The organism is Gleimia hominis, assembly GCF_032085515.1.
Taxonomy (GTDB): Bacteria; Actinomycetota; Actinomycetes; order Actinomycetales; family Actinomycetaceae; genus Gleimia; species Gleimia hominis.
On sequence record NZ_JASXSX010000001.1, the window covers coordinates 81,798 to 101,599 of the forward strand.

Annotated in this window: 19 protein-coding genes and 2 pseudogenes; 16 read left to right on the top strand and 5 right to left on the bottom strand. The window is 56.2% G+C overall.

Annotation, left to right across the window (positions count from 1 at the left end):
• Positions 1-249 precede the first annotated feature (249 nt).
• A pseudogene (locus tag QS713_RS09180) lies at positions 250-1,797 on the top strand (phage portal protein).
• Here the strand turns inward: QS713_RS09180 and QS713_RS00380 are convergent.
• Positions 1,794-2,672 carry an Abi family protein gene (locus QS713_RS00380; RefSeq protein WP_313271514.1) on the bottom strand — a complete coding sequence of 293 codons (879 nt, stop codon included), beginning with the start codon at positions 2,670-2,672 and terminating at the stop codon, positions 1,794-1,796. The pseudogene QS713_RS09180 and the gene QS713_RS00380 sit on opposite strands and share 4 nt — an antisense overlap.
• 172 nt (positions 2,673-2,844) lie before the next feature.
• On the opposite strand from QS713_RS00380, the gene QS713_RS00385 reads away from it, so the two are divergent.
• Complete coding sequence (locus tag QS713_RS00385; RefSeq protein ID WP_313271516.1) at positions 2,845-3,159, top strand: glycoside hydrolase domain-containing protein; 315 nt, start codon at positions 2,845-2,847, stop codon at positions 3,157-3,159.
• Positions 3,160-3,299: 140 nt separating this feature from the next.
• Positions 3,300-3,704, top strand: coding sequence for an HNH endonuclease (locus QS713_RS00390; RefSeq protein ID WP_313271518.1), 405 nt, complete (start codon positions 3,300-3,302; stop codon positions 3,702-3,704).
• 205 nt (positions 3,705-3,909) lie between these two features.
• Here the strand turns inward: QS713_RS00390 and QS713_RS00395 are convergent, their stop codons facing one another.
• Positions 3,910-4,131, bottom strand: coding sequence for a hypothetical protein (locus QS713_RS00395; protein ID WP_313271520.1), 222 nt, complete (start codon positions 4,129-4,131; stop codon positions 3,910-3,912).
• A gap of 31 nt (positions 4,132-4,162) precedes the next feature.
• On the opposite strand from QS713_RS00395, the pseudogene QS713_RS00400 reads away from it, so the two are divergent.
• Positions 4,163-4,734: pseudogene (locus QS713_RS00400) on the top strand (P27 family phage terminase small subunit).
• Positions 4,735-5,285: 551 nt separating this feature from the next.
• On the opposite strand, the gene QS713_RS00405 reads toward QS713_RS00400, so the two are convergent.
• Together QS713_RS00405 and QS713_RS09080 are read right to left on the bottom strand one after the other, a co-directional pair.
• On the bottom strand, positions 5,286-5,441 hold the full coding sequence (locus QS713_RS00405; RefSeq protein WP_313271522.1) for a hypothetical protein: 156 nt from the start codon (positions 5,439-5,441) through the stop codon (positions 5,286-5,288).
• 129 nt (positions 5,442-5,570) lie between these two features.
• The gene (locus QS713_RS09080) at positions 5,571-5,897 is read right to left on the bottom strand and encodes an ATP-binding cassette domain-containing protein (protein WP_376779536.1); all 327 of its coding nucleotides are present in this window, start codon (positions 5,895-5,897) and stop codon (positions 5,571-5,573) included.
• Between the two features lie 874 nt (positions 5,898-6,771).
• Between QS713_RS09080 and QS713_RS00410 the strand changes: the two genes are divergently transcribed.
• From QS713_RS00410 to QS713_RS00465, 12 genes are all read left to right on the top strand, one after another.
• Positions 6,772-6,981, top strand: coding sequence for a type II toxin-antitoxin system Phd/YefM family antitoxin (locus QS713_RS00410; RefSeq protein WP_006548061.1), 210 nt, complete (start codon positions 6,772-6,774; stop codon positions 6,979-6,981).
• Complete coding sequence (locus QS713_RS00415) at positions 6,956-9,019, top strand: type I restriction-modification system subunit M (protein ID WP_313271526.1); 2,064 nt, start codon at positions 6,956-6,958, stop codon at positions 9,017-9,019. The genes QS713_RS00410 and QS713_RS00415 overlap by 26 nt, the downstream gene beginning before the upstream one ends.
• Before the next feature lie 343 nt (positions 9,020-9,362).
• Positions 9,363-9,761, top strand: a complete 399-nt coding sequence (locus QS713_RS00420; RefSeq protein WP_313271528.1) for a restriction endonuclease subunit S domain-containing protein — start codon at positions 9,363-9,365, stop codon at positions 9,759-9,761.
• Positions 9,758-12,787 (top strand): type I restriction endonuclease subunit R, encoded by a 3,030-nt coding sequence (locus QS713_RS00425; RefSeq protein WP_313271530.1) that lies wholly within the window; start codon positions 9,758-9,760, stop codon positions 12,785-12,787. The genes QS713_RS00420 and QS713_RS00425 overlap by 4 nt, the downstream gene beginning before the upstream one ends.
• A 69-nt stretch (positions 12,788-12,856) precedes the next feature.
• Positions 12,857-13,234 carry a helix-turn-helix domain-containing protein gene (locus QS713_RS00430; protein WP_313271532.1) on the top strand — a complete coding sequence of 126 codons (378 nt, stop codon included), beginning with the start codon at positions 12,857-12,859 and terminating at the stop codon, positions 13,232-13,234.
• A complete protein-coding gene (locus QS713_RS00435) occupies positions 13,231-13,902 on the top strand; it encodes an ImmA/IrrE family metallo-endopeptidase (RefSeq protein ID WP_313271533.1) in 672 nt (223 codons plus the stop codon). The genes QS713_RS00430 and QS713_RS00435 overlap by 4 nt, the downstream gene beginning before the upstream one ends.
• A gap of 414 nt (positions 13,903-14,316) precedes the next feature.
• Positions 14,317-15,096: a sigma factor-like helix-turn-helix DNA-binding protein gene (locus QS713_RS00440; RefSeq protein WP_313271534.1), complete on the top strand. Its 780-nt coding sequence runs from the start codon at positions 14,317-14,319 to the stop codon at positions 15,094-15,096.
• A 5-nt stretch (positions 15,097-15,101) separates the two neighbouring features.
• Positions 15,102-15,347: a hypothetical protein gene (locus QS713_RS00445; protein ID WP_036324516.1), complete on the top strand. Its 246-nt coding sequence runs from the start codon at positions 15,102-15,104 to the stop codon at positions 15,345-15,347.
• Positions 15,344-15,751: a hypothetical protein gene (locus QS713_RS00450; protein ID WP_313271536.1), complete on the top strand. Its 408-nt coding sequence runs from the start codon at positions 15,344-15,346 to the stop codon at positions 15,749-15,751. Before QS713_RS00445 ends, QS713_RS00450 begins: the two co-directional genes overlap by 4 nt.
• Positions 15,744-16,880 (top strand): DUF2800 domain-containing protein, encoded by a 1,137-nt coding sequence (locus tag QS713_RS00455; RefSeq protein ID WP_313271538.1) that lies wholly within the window; start codon positions 15,744-15,746, stop codon positions 16,878-16,880. The genes QS713_RS00450 and QS713_RS00455 overlap by 8 nt, the downstream gene beginning before the upstream one ends.
• A gap of 22 nt (positions 16,881-16,902) precedes the next feature.
• The gene (locus tag QS713_RS00460; RefSeq protein ID WP_313271539.1) at positions 16,903-17,454 is read left to right on the top strand and encodes a DUF2815 family protein; all 552 of its coding nucleotides are present in this window, start codon (positions 16,903-16,905) and stop codon (positions 17,452-17,454) included.
• Positions 17,455-17,532: 78 nt separating this feature from the next.
• Complete coding sequence (locus QS713_RS00465) at positions 17,533-19,500, top strand: DNA polymerase (RefSeq protein WP_313271541.1); 1,968 nt, start codon at positions 17,533-17,535, stop codon at positions 19,498-19,500.
• A 3-nt stretch (positions 19,501-19,503) separates the two neighbouring features.
• On the opposite strand, the gene QS713_RS00470 is transcribed toward QS713_RS00465, so the two are convergent.
• Positions 19,504-19,686: a hypothetical protein gene (locus tag QS713_RS00470; RefSeq protein ID WP_313271542.1), complete on the bottom strand. Its 183-nt coding sequence runs from the start codon at positions 19,684-19,686 to the stop codon at positions 19,504-19,506.
• Positions 19,687-19,802 lie beyond the last annotated feature (116 nt).

The window sequence follows — 19,802 nt, forward strand, 5'->3', positions numbered from 1 at the left end:
TTGCTTTGCGTCGTGGGTATCGTTCTACTGTGGTTGGATATTTCTCATGCCGAGTTCTTGTGCTTGGCTGGTTTTCTTGTGGCTTTAGCTGAATTGATTTACTCGAAAGCAACATCGAAGAACCGCGATGTTTCTGATAGATGATCTTATTTGTCTAGATTCTTCTGTAGGTTCGATTTTTCATATCCGATGGGCATCTGTCGTGTGGCAGGTGCCCATCTTCATGCTTGCTCTTCTAGGAGGTGAGAAATGGGTTTATTGAATTGGCTGCGTGGCGACACCACCCACACCACTGACGATCATGCGATCAGCTCTGGCTACAGCTTCTTTTTCGGAGCGACGTCGTCTGGTCGTCCGGTGACGGAACGCAGCGCGATACAGATGACGGCCGTCTACTCCTGCGTGCACACTTTGGCCGAGGCGATCGCTGGCCTGCCGTTGCACGTCTACCAGCACAGCGGGGATGGTGCGAAGGTGAAAGCGCTCTATCATCCACTCTACCGGCTTCTTCATGATGAGCCGAACCCGGAGATGACGAGCTTTGTGTTCCGTGAAACCCTGGTGACGCATCTGTTGTTGTGGGGTAATGCGTTTGCTCAAGTACTGCGCAACGGCCGTGATGAGGTGGCTGGCCTTTAACCGTTCATGCCTAACCGCATGACCGTAGGCAGAGACGAGGCTGGACGGCTCTATTACGAGTATCAACGCTCGTGGGATGAGCCCACCGGCAGGTTCGAGACGGTGCGGCTCACACCGCATTAGGTGTTGCATATTCCAGGGCTCGGCTTCGACGGCCTGGTTGGCTATAGCCCGATTGCGATGGCGAAAAACGCTATCGGCCTCGCCCCAGGCCACCGAGGGCTACGGGGCGAGCTTTTTCGCTAATGGTGCGGCTCCGGGTGGTGTGTTGGAACTTCCGGGCACGATCAAGAACCCGGCGCGGGTGCGTGAGTCGTGGCAGTCGACATTCGGTAGTGGGAGGAACGGGAATAAGATCACGGTGTTGGAAGAGGGCATGAAATACACGCCGATCTCTGTTTCCCCGGAGCAGGCGCAGTTTTTGGAGACCCGCAAGTTTCAGATGGGTGAGATTGCCCGTATCTTCCGTATCCCACCCCACATGATCGGTGATCTTGATGCGCTTGAGCTGCTCTACGACTCCGTCGCCGACACGCTCTCCCAGTTGATTCGCACTGCGTTCATCCCTTCTCCCGGTCACAGGTTCATCGTTGCGGACTTTTCTGCGATTGAAGCGCGTGTGATCGCATGGCTCGCCGAATAAACAACCACCCTAGACGCGTTCCGCGATGGCAAAGACCTCTACTGCGAAACCGCGAGCAGAATGTTCGGCGTCCCAGTTGAGAAACACGGCGTTAACGGTGGGCTTCGGCAGAAGGGGAAGGTTGCTACCCTCAGCTTGTTGCTATCAAGGGTCATCTGGCGCGCTCAAAGCCATGGGAGCACTCACCATGGGGCTCGCCGAGCACGAGTTGAAGCCGATTGTGGATGCCTGGCGGGCTGCTCACCCGCCCATCGTCCAACTCTGGGTAGACGTAGAAGAATCAGCCATCGCAGCGATCGTCTCGCGACTTGCTCGTTGCCGGAATGCACGCGGTCGACAAAGCCGGGCATCGGATCGTGATGCATGTGCATGATGAAATCGTCATCGACGAACCCTTGAGCTCGGGCTTTACGGTGGCTGAGGCGTGTGAGTTGATGTCCACGCTCCCCACTTGGGCCCACGGGCTACCACTTGATGCAGACGGGCACGAGTGCGACTACTACCGCAAAGACTAGAATTGTTTGTCCTGATCTTTAGGAATTCCGAGGCTTTCTGGACTGACAAGGGGGCTGGTAAGGAATGATTCTTTGATCAGTTTGGTTATTTTATCTGACCAAGTGGAACCAGGCGAAGTAGTGCGCAGCAAGAAAGCTATCAGGTGTAGGGCTCCGAAGGTTCTCTCACTCTGCCCCTCCGGCAACAACTGTAGAAACTTTATCGTGCGTAGGGATGCGGTAGGAACTGGAATAAAAGATTTGTTCCACAGCCGGCCGTGATGCGCGCAAATATTGCGTATTACAGTTAGTTGCTGCAGCCACCGCACTAAAGGCGGATTCGCTAAGGCCTTACGTCGTTGAGCACGCGAAAGCGCACCATAATCAATACTGATACCGAAACTGTCAGCAATTTCTATCTGGAGTTCCGCTTTCAATCCCGCATAGAGTTTAGAAATATCGGAAAAATCTAACACTTCTGCTAGCACCCAGAACGGATAGAGACCCCGATAGTTTTGGTCGTAGTGGCGGATAAACTCGCTGCGCGTTTTCGCTCTTGCTACGCGTTTGTGGGCGGTGCTCATCCATGCCTTGTAATCGAAATGGGAACGGAATATTTCAGGTCTTTTATACCCCAAAGGGTCGCTGGCACAAATCTGGGCACTAATATGGGCGCGCACCGCCACTTCGACTCGCTCCAGCCCATCCAAGACCAGAGCCCTCAGTTTACGATCCGCCTCATACAAGGCAGCTGCATCACTAAAAGATATGCCTGGCATAAAGTTATCGCCGCGCTTAGCGTCCGTTTGCACCCGGGCGGGATACCAGTAAGCCGACAGACGGTAGTAGCCCACGTTTGCCAGCCACTGCTGTGCCTGCTCTTCATCAACGTCCATGCCTCGCGAACGCAGAATCGCAATCTGCTCCGCGACACTGGCCGCCGGTTTAAGAGGCGAGGTACGCACTACGACCCCTTCCGTAAAAAGAGATCCAGCCCACTCCCAACCAGAAAGGTCGAGGCGGGCTGAACGATTAGCTCCAGCCTAACAGAGATTGAAAATACAAACCATGACGAATCTGGATATTAACCCCAAATCCTCCCTTCCCCGTCCGGATTCACCGGTCCCCGAGGTGACCAGTAGCATCCTGCCTTACTTCCAGGCAGTCAACGCTAATCTGGGTGGAGGGTACCGTGTGGGTATTTACGCTTCGCGTAACATTTGCACTCGGGTAGCTGAGGCAGGATGCAGTGCTGCCTCTTTCGTTTCTGACATGTCTACAGGATTCTCCGGAAACCTAGGCTTCCAATTCCAAACAACTGGGCATTCGACCAATTCCACGAAATCAGTGGCTACCACGGCAGGTGGGATCTCGATCGAGTGACCTACTCAGGACGTTCAACTTCATGTTCAACTGTCGTGAAAAATACCGCAGATCCGGTTCTAGATCCGGACCCGTCATCGCCCAATGATGATCCGTTATTGCGCTGGACCGAAAAGACGGAAAACAAATGCCTAGACGCAATGAGTGGATCCACAAATCCTGCTGCACCACACAAAGGATCCATTGGCCAGTTCATTCACCCTGGGTGTCCTGAGCTCACCCGCACTCGTTTCTGCCAGGCTCATGCTAAGGCTGAGGACAAGCGTTACCGGAAGTATCAGCGTGACCCAGCGATCAACCGTCGCTACGGCACGCGCTGGCGCAAGATCCGCGCTGCCTACGTTGCCCAGCATTCTCTATGCGAAGACTGTCTCGAACAAGGCCGCTACACGCCTGTCCAAGAGGTGCATCATTTTCTCCCGCTCGAGCATGGCGGCACCCACGACTTTGGGAACCTGCGGGCGCTGTGCAAGCCGTGCCACTCTAGGCAGACCGCGCTCGATGACGACCGCTGGAGGCAACAACCTCGGGTCTACACGTATTAACGCCCGCCACGTTCGCGCCTATCGCGTCGATCATCTGGAACCTCAAAGGTGCTCACCTGCGACGCGTTCGTCGATCACGGGGCAACGTCGCGGCTCTGGTGAGGGGTTGGGGGTTCTAGATCTCTACAGGTCTTGGGAAGGTCAGCGGGCGGGGCCAACCGCGCACAAAAACCTTGATTCAAACAAGGTATTACCCCGGGGGTGATTATTTGCCGGCCTTGCGTTGTTTCTTTTTCTTATTTTCTTGTTGGCCGATCAAAACAAAACAGGCAAATCCGGCAAACCACAGCGGCACAGTGAGTAAGAGATTCCTCGTGTAGTTGTCGGTGAAAATAATCAAGACGTCCGCGATGGAGGCTATGCACAACAATCCAATGCCCAGCCACGTCAATATGTCACCGTGTGATGTCTTCTTTTTCTTGCCCACAAGGCAATAGCCTACGTGAGGAGACATCCATATGGCGAAAGATGGAACGAACCGTGGCGGCAGACGTGTGCGCTCAGGTGCGAAGCCAGATGCGTTGAATGAGAAGATCGCTGCCGGACGCCCCGCCACTCGCCTAGAGGATCCGCTCAGTGAGCCGTTCGATTTCGAGGGCAGTGACATCGGCACCGGGGCGGTGCTCACCGGGGAGACCATGCCCGAACCATCCGACTACCTCTCGGAGGTTCAGCGCGATGGTAAGCCACTCGGTGCTGATCTGGTGTACCGGGAAACGTGGCAGTGGCTCGACCAGCGCGGCTGCTCCCAGTTTGTGGCACCCAGATTGATTGAGGCCTATGCGCAGGCGTTCGCGCGGTATGTGCAGTGCGAGCAGGCGATCTCCGAGTTCGGGCTGCTCGGCAAACACCCCACCACAGGTGCAGCCATCGCCTCCCCATTCGTTTCCATGTCCCAGAGCTTTGGGACGCAGAAAAACACGTACTGGTACGAGATTTACGAGATCGTCCAAGCTACCTGCAATACATATTTTCCGGCCCTACTCCGGGCGACGAGGTTATGGAGCACCTCCTGAAAGCCCGCTCCTAAACACCCCTCAATTCCATTTCGCTTCTCTTGCTTCTGCCATGAACTGGGCGGCACGCGTGTTATACACACCCCTTGTCCGCATGTTTGGAAACTCCCACTGCTTTAACTGCTTCAGTAAAGTTGATTCCCTGGTCTAATAAACATCGGTAATACTCCCGCCGTGCTGCGCACATCAGTAAGCGATTTGGATCCCCCACACTTTGATATTCCACAACACCTGAAACATCCTTTCTTAACCCAGCTGCTGGAGCGATACTTAGAATCCGCCCGTAGAGCCTGTTTCTGGCTAAAAAGGCTGAGAGCGAGCTTACGTTAGTACCTTCCTTCAGGGGGCGAATGAGCCATTATCGGATAAAACCAAGTCTGTATGAGCACATAAAGTAGCGGTTCGTCGTTCTTGACTCAAGGTATTCACAGCAGCTTTTTAAAGTGTTCAATACTGTGAAACTACTAAATGTTGATGTCGTAATGATATCGAAAAGTATGAAACGATCATTTCAGATATTTCGCGTAAGCTTAGCCGCTTAAAAAACTGAGTTAGGACACACTACCTATTTAGGCCAGCCAAGCCATACTGCTAAAGCAAGACTAATAAGGCCTAAAAGGCTGACAAATCCCCATTTGCGATCCTGCTTAATTCGCATAAGGCCATAAACCAGTAATGCGATCCCAAGTAAAGCAGAAAAAAGCATAACAATAAAACCCATTATCTACATCTTTCTCTTGACTCCGATTATTCTATCATGTTGCGCAGTGACCGAAGCGTCATGCACTACCGTAACTATTGCACATCCGAATTCTTTATTAAGCCCATTCAAGAGTTTCATCATACTAGCTCAGTTTTCCACGTCCAGCGACGCTGTTGGCTCGTCAGCGAGAACCAATGGTGGACTAAGAATTATTGCGCGAGCAAAAACAGCCCTCGACTCCTCTCCTCCAAAACACCCAAGCGGTCTCTTTTGTAGAATTGATTCGATTCCCAAGGAAGAGGCAATTCGGTCGCACCTTTCCCGCCAGTTTTTTGCTCGAGATCTTGCATAAAAAAACGGTAAAGTAATGTTCTCTGCAACGCTGAGAGCCTCAATGAGTACTGAGTCTTGAAGAACGAAACCGATTTTAACGAGTGTAACCCCAGTTGAACTTAGCGGTATCGAGAATACCAACTAAGGCAAGTGCAACAATCTTCTTCTTTACATTCATGAGAATGTCCTTTTCTATCTGTAACGAACGCAGGTCTGGTCGTGCACACCGAAAGATTATGTGGTTTATATCACTTTTGTCAAATTTATTGGCTTCAATATACATTTCGGGCGTTGGTTACCTACCCTTGGCTGCGGCATCTCTGTTGACGTATTCTGAGCTACTATTTTAGATCCGGTCTTCGCCGCCGGTAGGGCATTGTATCAATAGCAGAGTTCATGGGCTAACTAGGTGGATCTGCGCATGGTTCACACAGAGGAAATCTGAGTGTCGGCTCTTGTTTGCGACTATCCAAGCGGGGGCTAGAACATGAAATAAGACGATGAGAACGCTTCTGGCACGTTGTACCTGATTTCATTGGCTTCTTTGCGGATGGTAACGTTCGAATTTTCGAGCAAGATTGGGTTCAAATATGGTGTGCCCCCGTGGACATGGATAGTTAGACGTCGAAAATGATAAAAGCCGCTTGAGCTCTTGAACCCCTGTTGAGTAGGGGTTTTTGTTGTTTCTGGGGCTGTTCGCTGGGGTGCTGGAGGTTCAGTAATCGGATGCTCGTCCCCGATCTTCCCGTTGGATTGGTGCACGTTTCTGGTTGAGGGGGTCTGCTGGCGGGCTTGCTTTAGCGGATATCTGGCGAGGGGGCGTGCCCTCAATTGTGATTGATAAGACCGTGCCCACCTTCTACCTTGTGGGGCGTTCTCGCTCGCGCGCATGTCTCCATCATCACGAAGAACCACATGCAAAAGTACATGTAGTATCTCGCGCATATTGTGACGATATTTTGCATGTATTTATGGGAAAATGAAGCGTTGACGGTAACTCGTGGTGAAGGAGGCGATGGTGCGGAAACGTACGGCGAAGAAGTCGATGAAGCACATCAACATCGGCGACCTTGGACGTGGTCAGGCATCGAAGCTGCTTAAAGAAGTGGCTGATGGTGACGATGTGGCATACGTGTTGCGTTACGGAAAGCCTCTCGTGGTGGTCATGTCGCATGAGCGTTACGAGCGATTGATGGAAGATGGAGTTGACCCGAATGAGCACTGAGAAAACAACGAACTATGTCAGCTTCATTTGGAAGATTGCGAACCTGCTGCGCGGTGACTACAAGGAGCACGAGTACGGAGACGTGATCTTGCCGTTCACGGTGCTCACCCGACTCGACTCCGTGCTCGTCGACACGAAGGCCGACGTGCTTGCAATCCGTGACCAGAAGGGTGTCCCGGCTGAGGTGAAGCGCATCCAATACGCGAGAGCTACCGGCTACCCGTTCTGGAACACCTCCAGGTTCACGCTGCACACGCTCAAGAACGATCCTGACAACCTGGAGGGCAACCTGCGCTCCTACGTGGAGGGCTTTTCGCGGAACGCCCGCGACGTGCTGAAGTCCTACGACTTCTACACCGTGATCGACCGGCTAGATCGCTCCGATCTGCTCTACCAGATCGTCGACGCTTTCACCGACCCAGCCGTGGACTTCTCACCTGCAGCGGTCTCCAACGCCGACATGGGCACCATTTTCGAAGAGCTTATCCGCCGTTTCAATGAGCTCTCGAACGAAACCGCTGGCGAACACTTCACGCCCCGTGAGGTCATTAACCTCATGGTCAACATCTTGTTTGAATCGGACATGGACGTGATTTGCGAGCCAGGGTTTATGGCCTCGCTGTATGACCCAGGGGTTGGCACCGGTGGCATGCTTTCTGCCGCGATTGAACGGGCCCACGAGCTGAACGAAGGGGCGCGGATTGAGGTGTATGGGCAGGAACTCAACCCGCAGACCTATGCGGTGGCGAAATCGGACACTCTCATCAAGGGTGAGGATGCCGACCGGATCTACTTCGGCAACTCGCTGACCGCTGACAGAACAGCTGGACGAACGTTCAACTACATGCTGTGCAACCCACCCTTCGGCGTGGAATGGAAGAAGTACGCCGACCCGATCAAAGACGAAGCCGAGAAGCGAGGGTGGAAGGGCAGATTCGGTGCCGGCCTGCCACGTATTTCAGACGGGTCGTTCCTGTTCTTGCAACACATGATCTCGAAGATGAAGCCCTACGACCCGGCTGATACCCAGAACGCGCCAGGCACCCGGATCGGGATCGTGTTCAATGGATCACCATTGTTCACCGGCGCGGCAGGCTCGGGTGAGTCGAACATTCGCCGCTGGATTCTTGAAAACGACTGGCTGGAAGCCATCATCGCCCTGCCTGACCAGATGTTCTACAACACCGGTATCCTCACCTACGTTTGGGTGCTCTCCAACCGCAAAGCGTCAATCCGCAAAAACAAGGTGCAACTAATCGACGCCACCGGACTCTTCGCCAGGATGCGCAAACCCCTGGGTGAAAAACGCAAATACTTGACCGAGGACAACATTGCCCAAATCGCGCGCATCTACGGCGACTTTACCGAGGACGAGCACTCTAAGATCTTTGACACCTGCGAGTTCGGCTTCCATGAAGTCACGGTGGAACGTCCACTACGTTTGAACTTCACCGCCACACCCGAACGAATTGAGCGACTGTGGGAACAAACCGCGTTCAAGAACCTTGCCAGCTCGAAGAAACGCAGCGAGCCTGCACGCAGCGCCGAAATCCAAGCAGGCAAGAACGCCCAGACTGCTATCGTCAGTGCGCTCGATAGCCTTGACGGTGAGGCGGTGTGGAAGAACCGCGACGAATTCACGAAGGTCCTCAAAGCCTCTTTCAAGGAGTATGGTTTGACGGTGCGCGCCCCGCTGCTAAAAGCGATCGTGACGGCCCTGGGTGAAACCGACCCGAGTGCTGACATCTGCCGCGACGCCAAGGGCAACCCGGAACCTGACCCGGCGCTACGTGACACCGAGCAAATCCCACTTGCCGAAGACATCGACGCCTACATCCAGCGAGAAGTCATCCCGTACGCCCCAGACGCCTACGTCGACCCCGGCAAGACCAAGATCGGCTACGAGATCCCCTTCACCCGCTACTTCTACCAGTACGAAGAACTCGGTGACCCCACCGAAACCCTGGCCGAAATCCAAACCCTCGGAGCCGAAATCCAAGCCTCCATCGCCAAACTCTTCAACGAGCAGGTGAACTAAATGGAGGTCTACGAACACTACAAAGACAGCGGCGTTCCGTGGATTGGTGAGATTCCGACAGACTGGGCAGTAGAGAAAACGAAATATCAATTTGAGATTCGTAAACGCCAAGTTAAGCATGATGGACAGACCATCCTGTCCATTACCCAGAAGCGTGGCAGATCCAGACGCTTTCGAATATGACAGATGAGAACAAAACGAAGAACAAGGATCTTTCGGAGAGTAATCTCCTGAGCCTTAGCTACGGTTCTATCATTCGCAAGGATATTAATCTGGCTTTGGGCTGTTGCCAGCTTCATTTGATGCTTATCAAATCGTTAATCCTGGGTATGTAGTTCTACGCATGACCGATCTGCAAAATGACAAGAGAAGCCTGCGCAGTGGTTACGTGAGTGAACGTGGAATCATCACAGGAGCATACATTGGGCTTATTCCCAGGGCTCAGATAGATCCGCGATTCCTTGGATGGATGATGCGCGCTTACGATCTAAAGAAGATGTTCTACGGGCTTGGATCTGGTGTGCGCCAGTCGTTGAACTATTCAGAACTAAGGAAACTGCCAACACTTCTTCCGCCGCTTCGCGAGCAGGAAGCTATTGCGGCTCACCTTGACACGAAGACAGCAGAAATTGACGGCTTGATTGGCGATATTGACCGTCAGATTGAGTTGTTGGGGCGGTATCGCAAGCAGGTTATTAATGATGTGGTGACGGGCAAGGTCCGCGTTAGTGAGGAGGCATGATGGATACGTCGGAGCGCAGGTTTGAGTCCGAGATCGAATACTGGCTGACTACCCAGGGATCGGAGTTTGACCGGTTTGAGACGCGTGACCCGCAGGGTTTTGATCGTGAGCTGTGCCTGTATCCAGCTGACCTGATCCGGTTTGTGAAGGTTGCTCAGCCGGATCAGTGGGCGAAGTTGGAGCGCACTTACCGAGGGAACGCGGAGCAGAAGTTTCTGAAGCGTGTCGCTGCGCAGCTTGATCAGCGTGGTGTGATCGATGTGTTGCGCCGTGGCATTGAGGATGTGGGTGCTCGGTTCAAGCTGGTGTATTTCGCGCCCGGCACTGACTTGAACGAGGTGCTTGCTGAGAAGTATTGGGCGAACGAGATGAGCATCGTGCGCCAGCTGCGTTATTCAACGCGCAGTGAGAACTCGGTTGACACGGTGCTGTTGGTGAACGGCATCCCAGTGGTGACACTCGAGTTGAAGAATCTGTTGACCGGCCAGACGTACCGCGACGCGATCGCCCAGTACAAGCGGGATCGCCCGTCCTCGGAGCCGTTGTTTGGGTTGAACCGGCGTGCGGTGGTGCACTTCGCGGTTGACACCGATGAGGTGTGGATGACCACGAAACTTGCCGGCCAAGATACGGTGTTCCTGCCGTTCAACCGGGGCTTCCAGAACGGTGCCGGGAATTCTGCGGTGGAGGGGAAGTTCAAGACCTCGTACTTGTGGGAGCAGGTGCTGGCAAAGGATTCGCTGCTGGACATTTTGCACCGGTTCGTGCAGTTCGTGCCCGGCAAGACACCCGAGGGGCGTCCTGCGAAGTCGAAAGACAAGGTGATCTTCCCGCGCTACCACCAGCTCGATGCGGTCCGCAAACTCATCGCGGACGCGAAGGCGAACGGTGCTGGCCATAACTATTTGGTGCAGCACTCGGCCGGGTCGGGCAAGTCGAACACGATCGCGTGGCTGGCTCACCACCTGTCAAACCTGCATGATGACGAACAGCGGGTGGTGTTCGATTCGATCATTGTGATCACTGACCGGAGGGTGTTGGACAAGCAACTCCAGGACACGGTCTTTTCGATGGATCACACCGCCGGTGTGGTGGTGAAGGTCGACAAGAACGCCCGCCAGCTCACTGATGCGCTGGGTCGGGGTGCTCGGATCATCATTTCGACGTTGCAGAAGTTCCCGTTCGTTGACGTGTCCAACATCGCGACGGCTGGGAAGCGGTTCGCGGTGATTGTGGATGAGGCACACTCGTCGCAGACCGGGCAGGCATCTGAGCGGCTCAAGCAGGTGCTGGCTGACACTGCCCAAGCGGGTCAGGAGTCCGAGGCGGAGCTGCTGGATCGTTACGCTCGAGCTGAGGCTCAGGTAGAGGCCGAGGAGCTCGAGGTTGACGAACAGATCGCGGCGGAGATGGCCACTCACGGCCGTCAGCCGAATCTATCGTTCTTCGCGTTCACGGCCACCCCGAAGCAAAAGACCCTGGAGATTTTCGGAACCCCGGTAGCTGAGGGTACTCCGCGTCCTTTCCATGTGTATTCGATGAAGCAGGCGATCGAGGAAGGTTTCATCCTCGACGTGCTGGCAAATTACACCACCTACCAGACGTACTACAAGGTTGGTAAGGCCACCGCTGACGATCCGGAGTACGCCAAGAAGCAGGCAAACAAGGCGCTGGGCAAGTACTTAGCCCTGCATCCGCACAATCTGCGGCAGAAGGCCGAGATCATCATCGAGCACTTCCGCAGCAACGTGGCGCACAAGATCGGCGGCAAAGCCAAGGCAATGCTGGTGACCGGCTCCCGGTTGCACGCTGTGCGCTACTACTTCGCGTTCGCCAACTACATCAAAGCCAAGGGCTACACCGACCTGGGTGTGCTGGTGGCGTTCTCCGGCACCGTCAAAGACGATGGGCAGGACTACACCGAGGAACAACTCAACGGCTTCCCCGAAGCCGAGCTGCCAGACCGGTTCGACACCGGTGAGTACCAGATTCTGCTGGTGGCCGAGAAATACCAGACCGGATTCGACCAGCCCCTGCTGCAGACCATGTATGTGGACAAGAAGCTCCACGGGGTCAAGGCCGTGCAGACCCTGTCGCGGATCAACCGGATGTGCCCGGGCAAGTCAGATACGTTCGTGTTGGACTTCGTCAACAGCGCTGACGACATTCAGGCGGCGTTCCAAGACTATTACGTGTCGACCTCGATCAGCGAGGAAACCGACCCGAACATCGTCTACGACCTCTACCACCTGATCGCCTCCTACCAGCTGTGGCGAGACGAAGAAATCGACGGATTCGCGACCGTGTTCTTCAGAGAGCAAAAACAGCAGACCAACCTCGACTTCGGCAGGCTCAACGCCTACCTCGACCCTGCGGTCGACCGCTTTGACGCGCTTGACGACGAGGAAAAGCTCGAGGTGCGCTCGGCGTTCAACAAGTTCAACCGCAACTACGAGTTCTTGACCCACATCATCCGCTTCGACGACGAGCAACTGCATAAGTTCGCCGCATACGCGAAGCTGCTGACCCGCAAGCTCCACATCGACGGCGACCCTGCCCCACACCTGGATGATGAGGTCACCTTGCAGTACTACCGGCTCCAGTCGGTCTACGAGGGTTCCATCGACCTACAAGACCAGGTGGGTGAGTTGAACAACTCGCCCAAGCTGAGCATGCCCACCGAAGACGACCGCGAGCGACTCTCCAAGATCCTCGACTCCCTCAACGAACGATGGGGCACCGAGTTCACCAACATGGACAAAGTGCTCGAACAGGTCGCCGACGACCTCGCCCAAGACAACGAGATCCAGCTGCGGGCCCATAACCCGCTCGACCTGTTCAAGATCATCTACGAGGAGAAGATGCCCGACGTCATGCTGGCGCGGATGACCCAGAATCACGACTTCTCCATGAAGTACCTGTCGGACAAAGCCTTCCGCGCCGACGTGGACGCGATCCTGCTCCCGCTCATCCACGACCGCCTCAACCGACCCCGGCACGAGGACAGCCAGCGAGACGGCTCCTGATCCGTAGACTTGCACCAGTTAACTTCACGTGTTAGCTTAGTTGCTAACAGACGTGAGGAGGCTGTTCCAATGACCAAACCAGAAAGCTTCGGTGCCTTCCTGGAAGCACATAGGAAGACGCAGGGCTTAACCATGCGCAAATTCGCGGACGCCATCGGTGTGACCGCTCCGTACCTGAGTGACATCGAGAAAGGGCGCCGGGCTGCCCCGGACGGCAAGCTGGGGGACATCGCCGAGACGTTGCGACTCTCCCGCTCCGAGAGGGAGCGGATGTATGACCTGGCAGCATTGACTCGCGAGAACCAGGTGTCTACCGACCTGTCGGGCTACATTATGCAAACCGACATGGCTCGCGTCGCTCTTCGCCGGGCAAAAGAACATGACCTGAGTGACCAGCAGTGGCGGGACATCATCGACATCATTGAAGGCGGGGAAGCTGACCAGTGAGCCTTGACCCCAAATACCTCAGTAAGGAGCGACTCGAGGCTCGCGCAGAGAAGGAGCTCGAGAAATTCGCCGGTGGCGCTCAACTGGTAGCGCCTATCCCGCTCGACGTCGACAGCTTCGCCGAGTTTCACCTGGGAGCGGCACTGGACTATCAGCGGCTTTCGTCGGACGGCAGCGTGCTTGGAATGTCGATCTTCCAGGAGCTGTCCATCCCCATCTTCGAGTCTACCGGCGCAAGGGTTGACATCGCTTTTCCAGAACGAACAATCGTTATCGACGACGATGCCTTGCGTGACTCCCCGGACAGTCGACTGCGTTTCACGATTGCCCACGAGTGTGCTCACCTCCTTCTGCATCGGCATATCTACTACCGAGACCCTCGGATGAAGTGCAAGGGAGAAACAGGGTATCGCCCGTTCACCACTACCTCGGAGGGCGTTCGCACTGACAAGGTTGATCGCGCCGAGTTCCAAGCCAACTACCTCGGGGCTGCGCTGCTCATGCCCCGCGACCCGTTCTCGCAGGCATTCACCGAGCTTGCCCCCGAAGGCTGGCGATCATTGGATGAGCGACGCAAGCGCCGTGTCGTCCGGGAACTCGCTGGGACTTTCGAGGTTTCTAAGCAGGCTGCCGCAATCCGCATCAAGAACCTGAAGCTCACCGCGTAATTCATTCGCTACGAGTCGGGTTCTCTTTTTTACCCATGTTGTAAGCAACTTAGCTAACTAGTGAATAGGAGGTGTTATGGAAACAGTAAAGAACGCGGGAGGCAAAACGATTTGCCGTGTCGACCTAGAGCGTAGGCAGATCGAGATCGTCCATAAGGGATTCCTCTCCCGGCTCTGGTTCGACGACTGCGGGGGCTTTCATCAATGTCACGAACGACGGCCCCCACCTGAACCGCACTATCGATAACCCACTGAAACACAACTGAATACCGACATAAACAGTTCGATCCGCAGAACCGCTAGACGGGCAAGGATCACGCATTACCTCGACTTTGAGGCGCGTGAACCTGCCCGTCTTGCCGTTTCTGCGGCGTTGCGGACTCCTGCGGATCCCAATCCGACAGGAGATCCCCAATGTCCAAGCGTACGGACGCGCAGGAAACGCAGAACAACAACGCTGCGCTCACAATCCGCTTTAGGCACGAAGCCGACAACAACAAGCATGAATCCGTCACCGACGTCTACGAGATCGACTCTGGTGAGTTTGCCGTGATGGTGGAAACCGACCGGCGTGAACGCGCCGAACAGACAGACCGTCCGGTCGATGAGATCAAGCCGAGGTATCCGCAGCAGATTCTCGATGAACTGGCTCGGCAGGAAGAGGCCGTCTTCCACGAGGCCTATCGGGGTGATCGTGGCCCCAGCGCTCGCAAGTGCAGCTGCGGTGCCGGGTGCGGCCCGCGCCGTGGCTGCCGGGTGCCGAAAAACGCGCCGTGGTCGCTCGACTGGTTCATGGAGATCGACCGTGAACCGGAATTCGTTGTTGACAAGTCCGACGATCCATCTGCGGTTGTCGAGGATATCACCGCGTCGCCCGAAGACCAACTGATCGCCGCTGAAGACACCGCTCGGAAGGCCCGCGAATTCCAAGCGCTGCGGGAGGCGATCGCTGGCCTGGAGGGCAAGCACAAACAAGTGATGGAGCTGATGCTCGCCGACGCGGACATGAAGCAGTCTGACGTTGCCCGCGCCCTGGGCCTGTCGCGAGCCCGAGTCTCACAACTGTTCAAGGAAGCAGCTGCGGTCCTTCGCGCAGCGGTGGAGGCGACGCGATTTAACACTTCCGATGGTGTCGGCAGTGGGGTGAAGGGAGCAGCCACCCGGGCCACTCCCACCAGTAAGGAAGGCAGGTGAAGGAGATGACCCAGCATCGGCTCAAGCTCCATATCGCCAAGCACATCCCCGATGATCCGGGGATCGTCGGCACCCGCACAGTCACCCTGCGCGAACGCATCATGCGCAAGCTCCTGGGCCGCAAGCAGCGCGTCACCATCGTCGTGCCCGGCAACTCGGTCAAACAGATCGACATCGCCGAAACCGACGACGATCTGATGGCGCTGGCCGACGCGGTCGGCGTCACCCACAAAGGCGGTGATGCGGCGTGAATGTCACCGACGCGAACAAGCACATCGCGGCACTCAACCGGATCGCCGAAGGCGTGACCATGCTCGCGGCCGCGATCGAGGAGACCGCGTGGGGCTCATTTGAGGATCATGCCGGGATGCCTGGTGCGCGTCCGATCGCCGCCGCCGGGCTCGCCCAACCCGACCTTGAGCAAGCAGCCGCCGAGCACGAGGCCACCCACCAGCAGGCACCCGAACCGGCACCTGAGCCGGAGCCGGTGTCGCTGGCGCAGGTGCGTGGGGTGCTCGCCGAGCTCTCCAGCCAAGGCTTGACCGAGCAGATACGTGAGCTGATCGTCACCACCGGCGCAGACAAGTTGTCGGTGGTCGACCCGGCCAAATACTCGTGGCTGCTCGCCAAGGCGAAGGAGCTATCCGATGCCTGACCAGCACTCGCTGCTCTCGGCGTCGGGTGCGCACCGTTGGCTGAACTGCCCACCCAGCGCAGTCCTGGAGTCACGCGAGCCGAATGCCTCGTCGGCGGCTGCCGAACAGGGCACCGCAGCACACGCCCTCGCAGAGTGGAAACTGCGGCGCGCCCTCCACCAGGCACCAGCCTTCAAACCGGAATCCGACTGGATCGATACCGAGATGGAACACCTGACCGACGACTACGTCGCCTTTGTCCAGGAACACATCTCGATCGCGCGGGAAACCTGTGGTGATCCGCAGGTGCTGATCGAGCAGCGTCTCGACTTCTCCCACATCGTGCCGGGCGGGTTCGGGACCGGCGACGCCGTTATCATCGCTGAACCCACACTCCAGATCATTGATCTGAAGTACGGGCAAGGTGTGTTGGTTGAAGCCGAGCAGAACCCGCAACTCATGCTTTACGCCCTCGGAGCGCTCCATGCGTTCGGGAGCCTGTACGACATCGAGCGCGTAGCGGTGACGATCTACCAACCACGCCGATCCAACGTCAACACCTGGAGCATCACCGTCGCAGAACTTGAAGCCTGGGCTGAGGCCGAGATGAAACCGAAAGCCGAGCTCGCAGCCGTAGGTGAGGGTGAGTTCTGTCCCGGATCGTGGTGCCAGTTCTGTCGTATCGCGCCAACGTGTCGAGCACGAGCTGAAGCTAATCTGACGCTGGCCAAGTTGGAGTTCGCGCCACCGGCCGAACTGAGTGATGCGGAGATCGCTGACGTGCTTGCCCGGATTCCGCAGCTCAAAACATGGGCGTCGGATGTCGAAGCCTACGCACTCTCAAAAGCCGTCAACCAAGGCGTCACGTTTGAGGGCTTCAAGCTCGTCGCAGGCAGGTCGGTACGCAAATACACCTCCGAGAAAGACGTCGCTGCGGCTGCTGAGGCGGCTGGCTACAAGGACATCTATGACCGCAAGATCATCACCCTCACAGCCATGGAAAAGCTCATGGGCAAACCCGCCTTCAACGAGATCCTCGGTGATCTCGTGACCAAACCTGCAGGCAAACCCACCCTGGTTCCTGCATCCGATAAACGGCCACCGCTCGACCTAGTGAGTGCGGCCACCGATTTTCAACCAAACAAGTAACAAGTAGAAAGCAGAAAAGATTATGACAACGACTAACACAACTCGTATTGTGACCGGCGAAGTTCGCCTATCCTACGCACACGTCTGGGAGCCGAACTCCATCCAAGGCGGCAAACCCAAATACTCCGTCTCCCTGATTATCCCCAAATCCGACACCGCCACCATCGCAGCCATTGAGAAGGCCGTGGATGCCGCCATCGAGGCCGGGATTGGGAAGTTTGGTGGGAAGCGTCCCAATAAGGCCGCCTTGAAGCTTCCGTTGCGTGATGGGGATATTGAGCGTGACGACGAAGCCTACAAGGGCGCCTACTTCCTCAACGCTAACTCGCTGACCGCTCCACAGATTGTTGATATGAACGTCGCCCCGATCCTGGACCGCGCCGAAGTGTACTCGGGCTGCTACGCACGAGTATCCCTGTCCTTCTATGCGTTCAACACAAACGGCAACCGTGGCATCGCTTGCGCACTGGGCAATATCCAAAAGACCCGTGACGGTGAGAGCCTTGGCGGCGGGCGTGTCTCGGCCGAGACCGACTTCGGTGCCTTCGCCGCTGATGAAGACTTCCTGAACTAACCAACTCCAATCGTGGAGGGAACCAGCGTTCATTGTTGGTTCCCTCCACTTTTCCTCTGATGTGAAAGGAACTCCGTCATGCGAACACTCTTCTGCGATATTGAATCTTTCAGCCCCGTCCAACTCGCTAAGACGGGCGTTTACCCGTATTGCGAGCACCCAGACTTCGACCTGCTCTTGTTCGGTTATTCGATTGATGGCGGCCCGGTAGAGGTGGTGGATCTTGCCAGCGGCGAGACCCTGCCCGACGAGGTGCTGGCGGCACTGGTGGATCCGGATGTGGTCAAATGGGCGCATAACGCCGCCTTCGAACGAGTCTGCCTGTCCGCCTGGCTCCGTCTTTACCATCCCGAGCTTCTCGGTGATGGGTTTCTTGACCCAAGACAGTGGCGGTGCACCATGACCTGGTCGGCCTACCTCGGCCTGCCGATGAGCCTCGACGCAGTAGCCACAGTTTTGAAGCTTGACGTCCAAAAAGACACAGTAGGTAAGAAGCTGATCAAGCAGTTCTGCACACCCGCCACACCCTCAGTCTTGAATGGCGGCAACCGCAGGAATCCACCATCAGCTGACCCGACCGGGTGGGCAAGGTTTATCGACTACAACCGGCGCGACGTCGAAGTCGAACAAGCCATCCACGACAGACTGGCGTCTTTTCCGATGCCGGAGTCCGAATGGGACACCTACGCCCTCGACCAACGCATTAATGATGTCGGGATTCTTCTTGACCATACCCTTGTCGATAATGCCGTTGCCGTGGACGAGCACCACCGCAACGCGTCGCTTGCGCGAGCGCAGAAACTCACGGGGTTGGAGAATCCAAATTCGCCGATCCAGCTCAAACAATGGCTCCACAACCACGGCTGCGAACTCGAATCACTAGCGAAAGCCGACGTCGACACTGCACTAAGTGCTGCTACTGGCGCGGTGAAAGAAGTCCTCGAACTGCGCGGCGATCTAGCGAAATCCAGCGTAAAGAAATACCAGGCCATGCAAAACGTTACAGGCAGCGACGGCCGTGCACGCGGTCTTATCCAGTTCTACGGAGCAGGACGTACCGGACGCTTCGCCGGACGCCTCGTCCAAGTCCAAAACCTCCCCAGGAACTATCTACCTGACCTCGACCAAGCACGAACACTCGTCAGAACAGGCAACCTCGACGCACTTGAGTTGCTCTACAACTCCGTGCCCGACACACTTTCACAGTTGATCCGCACCGCCTTCATCCCTAGTACCGGCAATCGGTTTATTGTCGCGGACTTTTCTGCAATCGAAGCGCGCGTCATCGCCTGGCTCGCAGGAGAAACAACCATCCTCCAGGCCTTCCGCGCGGGAAAAGACCTCTACTGCGAAACTGCGAGCCGCATGTTCGGCGTCCCAGTCGAAAAACACGGTATTAATGGCGAGCTTCGCCAAAAAGGGAAGATCGCGGTGCTCGCCTGTGGCTATGGCGGATCGATCGGTGCGCTCAAAGCTATGGGAGCACTCACCATGGGACTCGCTGAGCACGAGCTCAAACCTATCGTCGACGCCTGGCGGCAAGCTAACCCACACATCGCCCAGCTCTGGGCAGACGTCGAAGAAGCCGCGATCGCTGCAATCACGTCGCGCCAGCCGATCCGGCTGCGGAACCTACGCTTTACCGTGGAGTCCGGGATTCTCTTCATCGAACTCCCCTCCGGAAGACGACTTGCGTATGTGCAGCCGCGTTTGGGTGAGAACCAGTGGGGTGGAACGTCTATCACCTACACCGGAACCACCACAGCGCGCCGCTGGGGACAGCTCGAAACCTACGGCGGCAAACTTGTCGAGAATATCGTGCAGGCGATCGCCCGTGATCTGCTCGTCACCGGCATGCACGCAGTCGCCGAGGCAGGGCACCAGATTGTGATGCATGTTCACGACGAGATCGTTATCGACGAACCCACAGATTCGGGCTTCACCGTTGCTGACGCGTGCGAGCTCATGACGACACCGCCCGACTGGGCAGCAGGGCTCCCACTCGACGCCGACGGCTACGAATGCGATTACTACCGCAAGGACTAACTCCTACTCGTCGCCGAGCAGCAGCTTCGGGTCGGTTTCCATGAACTCTCGAAGATACGCGGCGATCTGCTGATTCGCAGCAGAGGGCGCTGGATCGTTGTCAAGATCGTGTAAGTATTCCAAGAACGCAAAGAGACGCATGCGCATTGCCATCGCCCACACCGTTGCTTTATCGATTTCACTCATACCATCCATGCTCGCTCGCGCAGCATTGTTTGTCTGCGGGGTATATCCTGCATGGATTTAACACTTTTAGGTTCGTCGGCAGTGGGGTGAGGCCCTTAACTCCTTGTGCCGCCCGG

What these genes read in the sequence shown, in the direction of transcription:
- QS713_RS00380 (WP_313271514.1), bottom strand. Translation starts at nt 2,672, where the DNA reads ATGGACGTTGATGAAGAGCAGGCACAGCAGTGGCTGGCAAACGTGGGC.
- QS713_RS00385 (WP_313271516.1), top strand. Translation starts at nt 2,845, where the DNA reads ATGACGAATCTGGATATTAACCCCAAATCCTCCCTTCCCCGTCCGGAT.
- QS713_RS00390 (WP_313271518.1), top strand. Translation starts at nt 3,300, where the DNA reads ATGAGTGGATCCACAAATCCTGCTGCACCACACAAAGGATCCATTGGC.
- QS713_RS00405 (WP_313271522.1), bottom strand. Translation starts at nt 5,441, where the DNA reads ATGGGTTTTATTGTTATGCTTTTTTCTGCTTTACTTGGGATCGCATTA.
- QS713_RS00410 (WP_006548061.1), top strand. Translation starts at nt 6,772, where the DNA reads ATGGTGCGGAAACGTACGGCGAAGAAGTCGATGAAGCACATCAACATC.
- QS713_RS00415 (WP_313271526.1), top strand. Translation starts at nt 6,956, where the DNA reads ATGGAGTTGACCCGAATGAGCACTGAGAAAACAACGAACTATGTCAGC.
- QS713_RS00420 (WP_313271528.1), top strand. Translation starts at nt 9,363, where the DNA reads ATGACCGATCTGCAAAATGACAAGAGAAGCCTGCGCAGTGGTTACGTG.
- QS713_RS00425 (WP_313271530.1), top strand. Translation starts at nt 9,758, where the DNA reads ATGATGGATACGTCGGAGCGCAGGTTTGAGTCCGAGATCGAATACTGG.
- QS713_RS00430 (WP_313271532.1), top strand. Translation starts at nt 12,857, where the DNA reads ATGACCAAACCAGAAAGCTTCGGTGCCTTCCTGGAAGCACATAGGAAG.
- QS713_RS00440 (WP_313271534.1), top strand. Translation starts at nt 14,317, where the DNA reads ATGTCCAAGCGTACGGACGCGCAGGAAACGCAGAACAACAACGCTGCG.
- QS713_RS00445 (WP_036324516.1), top strand. Translation starts at nt 15,102, where the DNA reads ATGACCCAGCATCGGCTCAAGCTCCATATCGCCAAGCACATCCCCGAT.
- QS713_RS00455 (WP_313271538.1), top strand. Translation starts at nt 15,744, where the DNA reads ATGCCTGACCAGCACTCGCTGCTCTCGGCGTCGGGTGCGCACCGTTGG.
- QS713_RS00460 (WP_313271539.1), top strand. Translation starts at nt 16,903, where the DNA reads ATGACAACGACTAACACAACTCGTATTGTGACCGGCGAAGTTCGCCTA.
- QS713_RS00465 (WP_313271541.1), top strand. Translation starts at nt 17,533, where the DNA reads ATGCGAACACTCTTCTGCGATATTGAATCTTTCAGCCCCGTCCAACTC.
- QS713_RS00470 (WP_313271542.1), bottom strand. Translation starts at nt 19,686, where the DNA reads ATGAGTGAAATCGATAAAGCAACGGTGTGGGCGATGGCAATGCGCATG.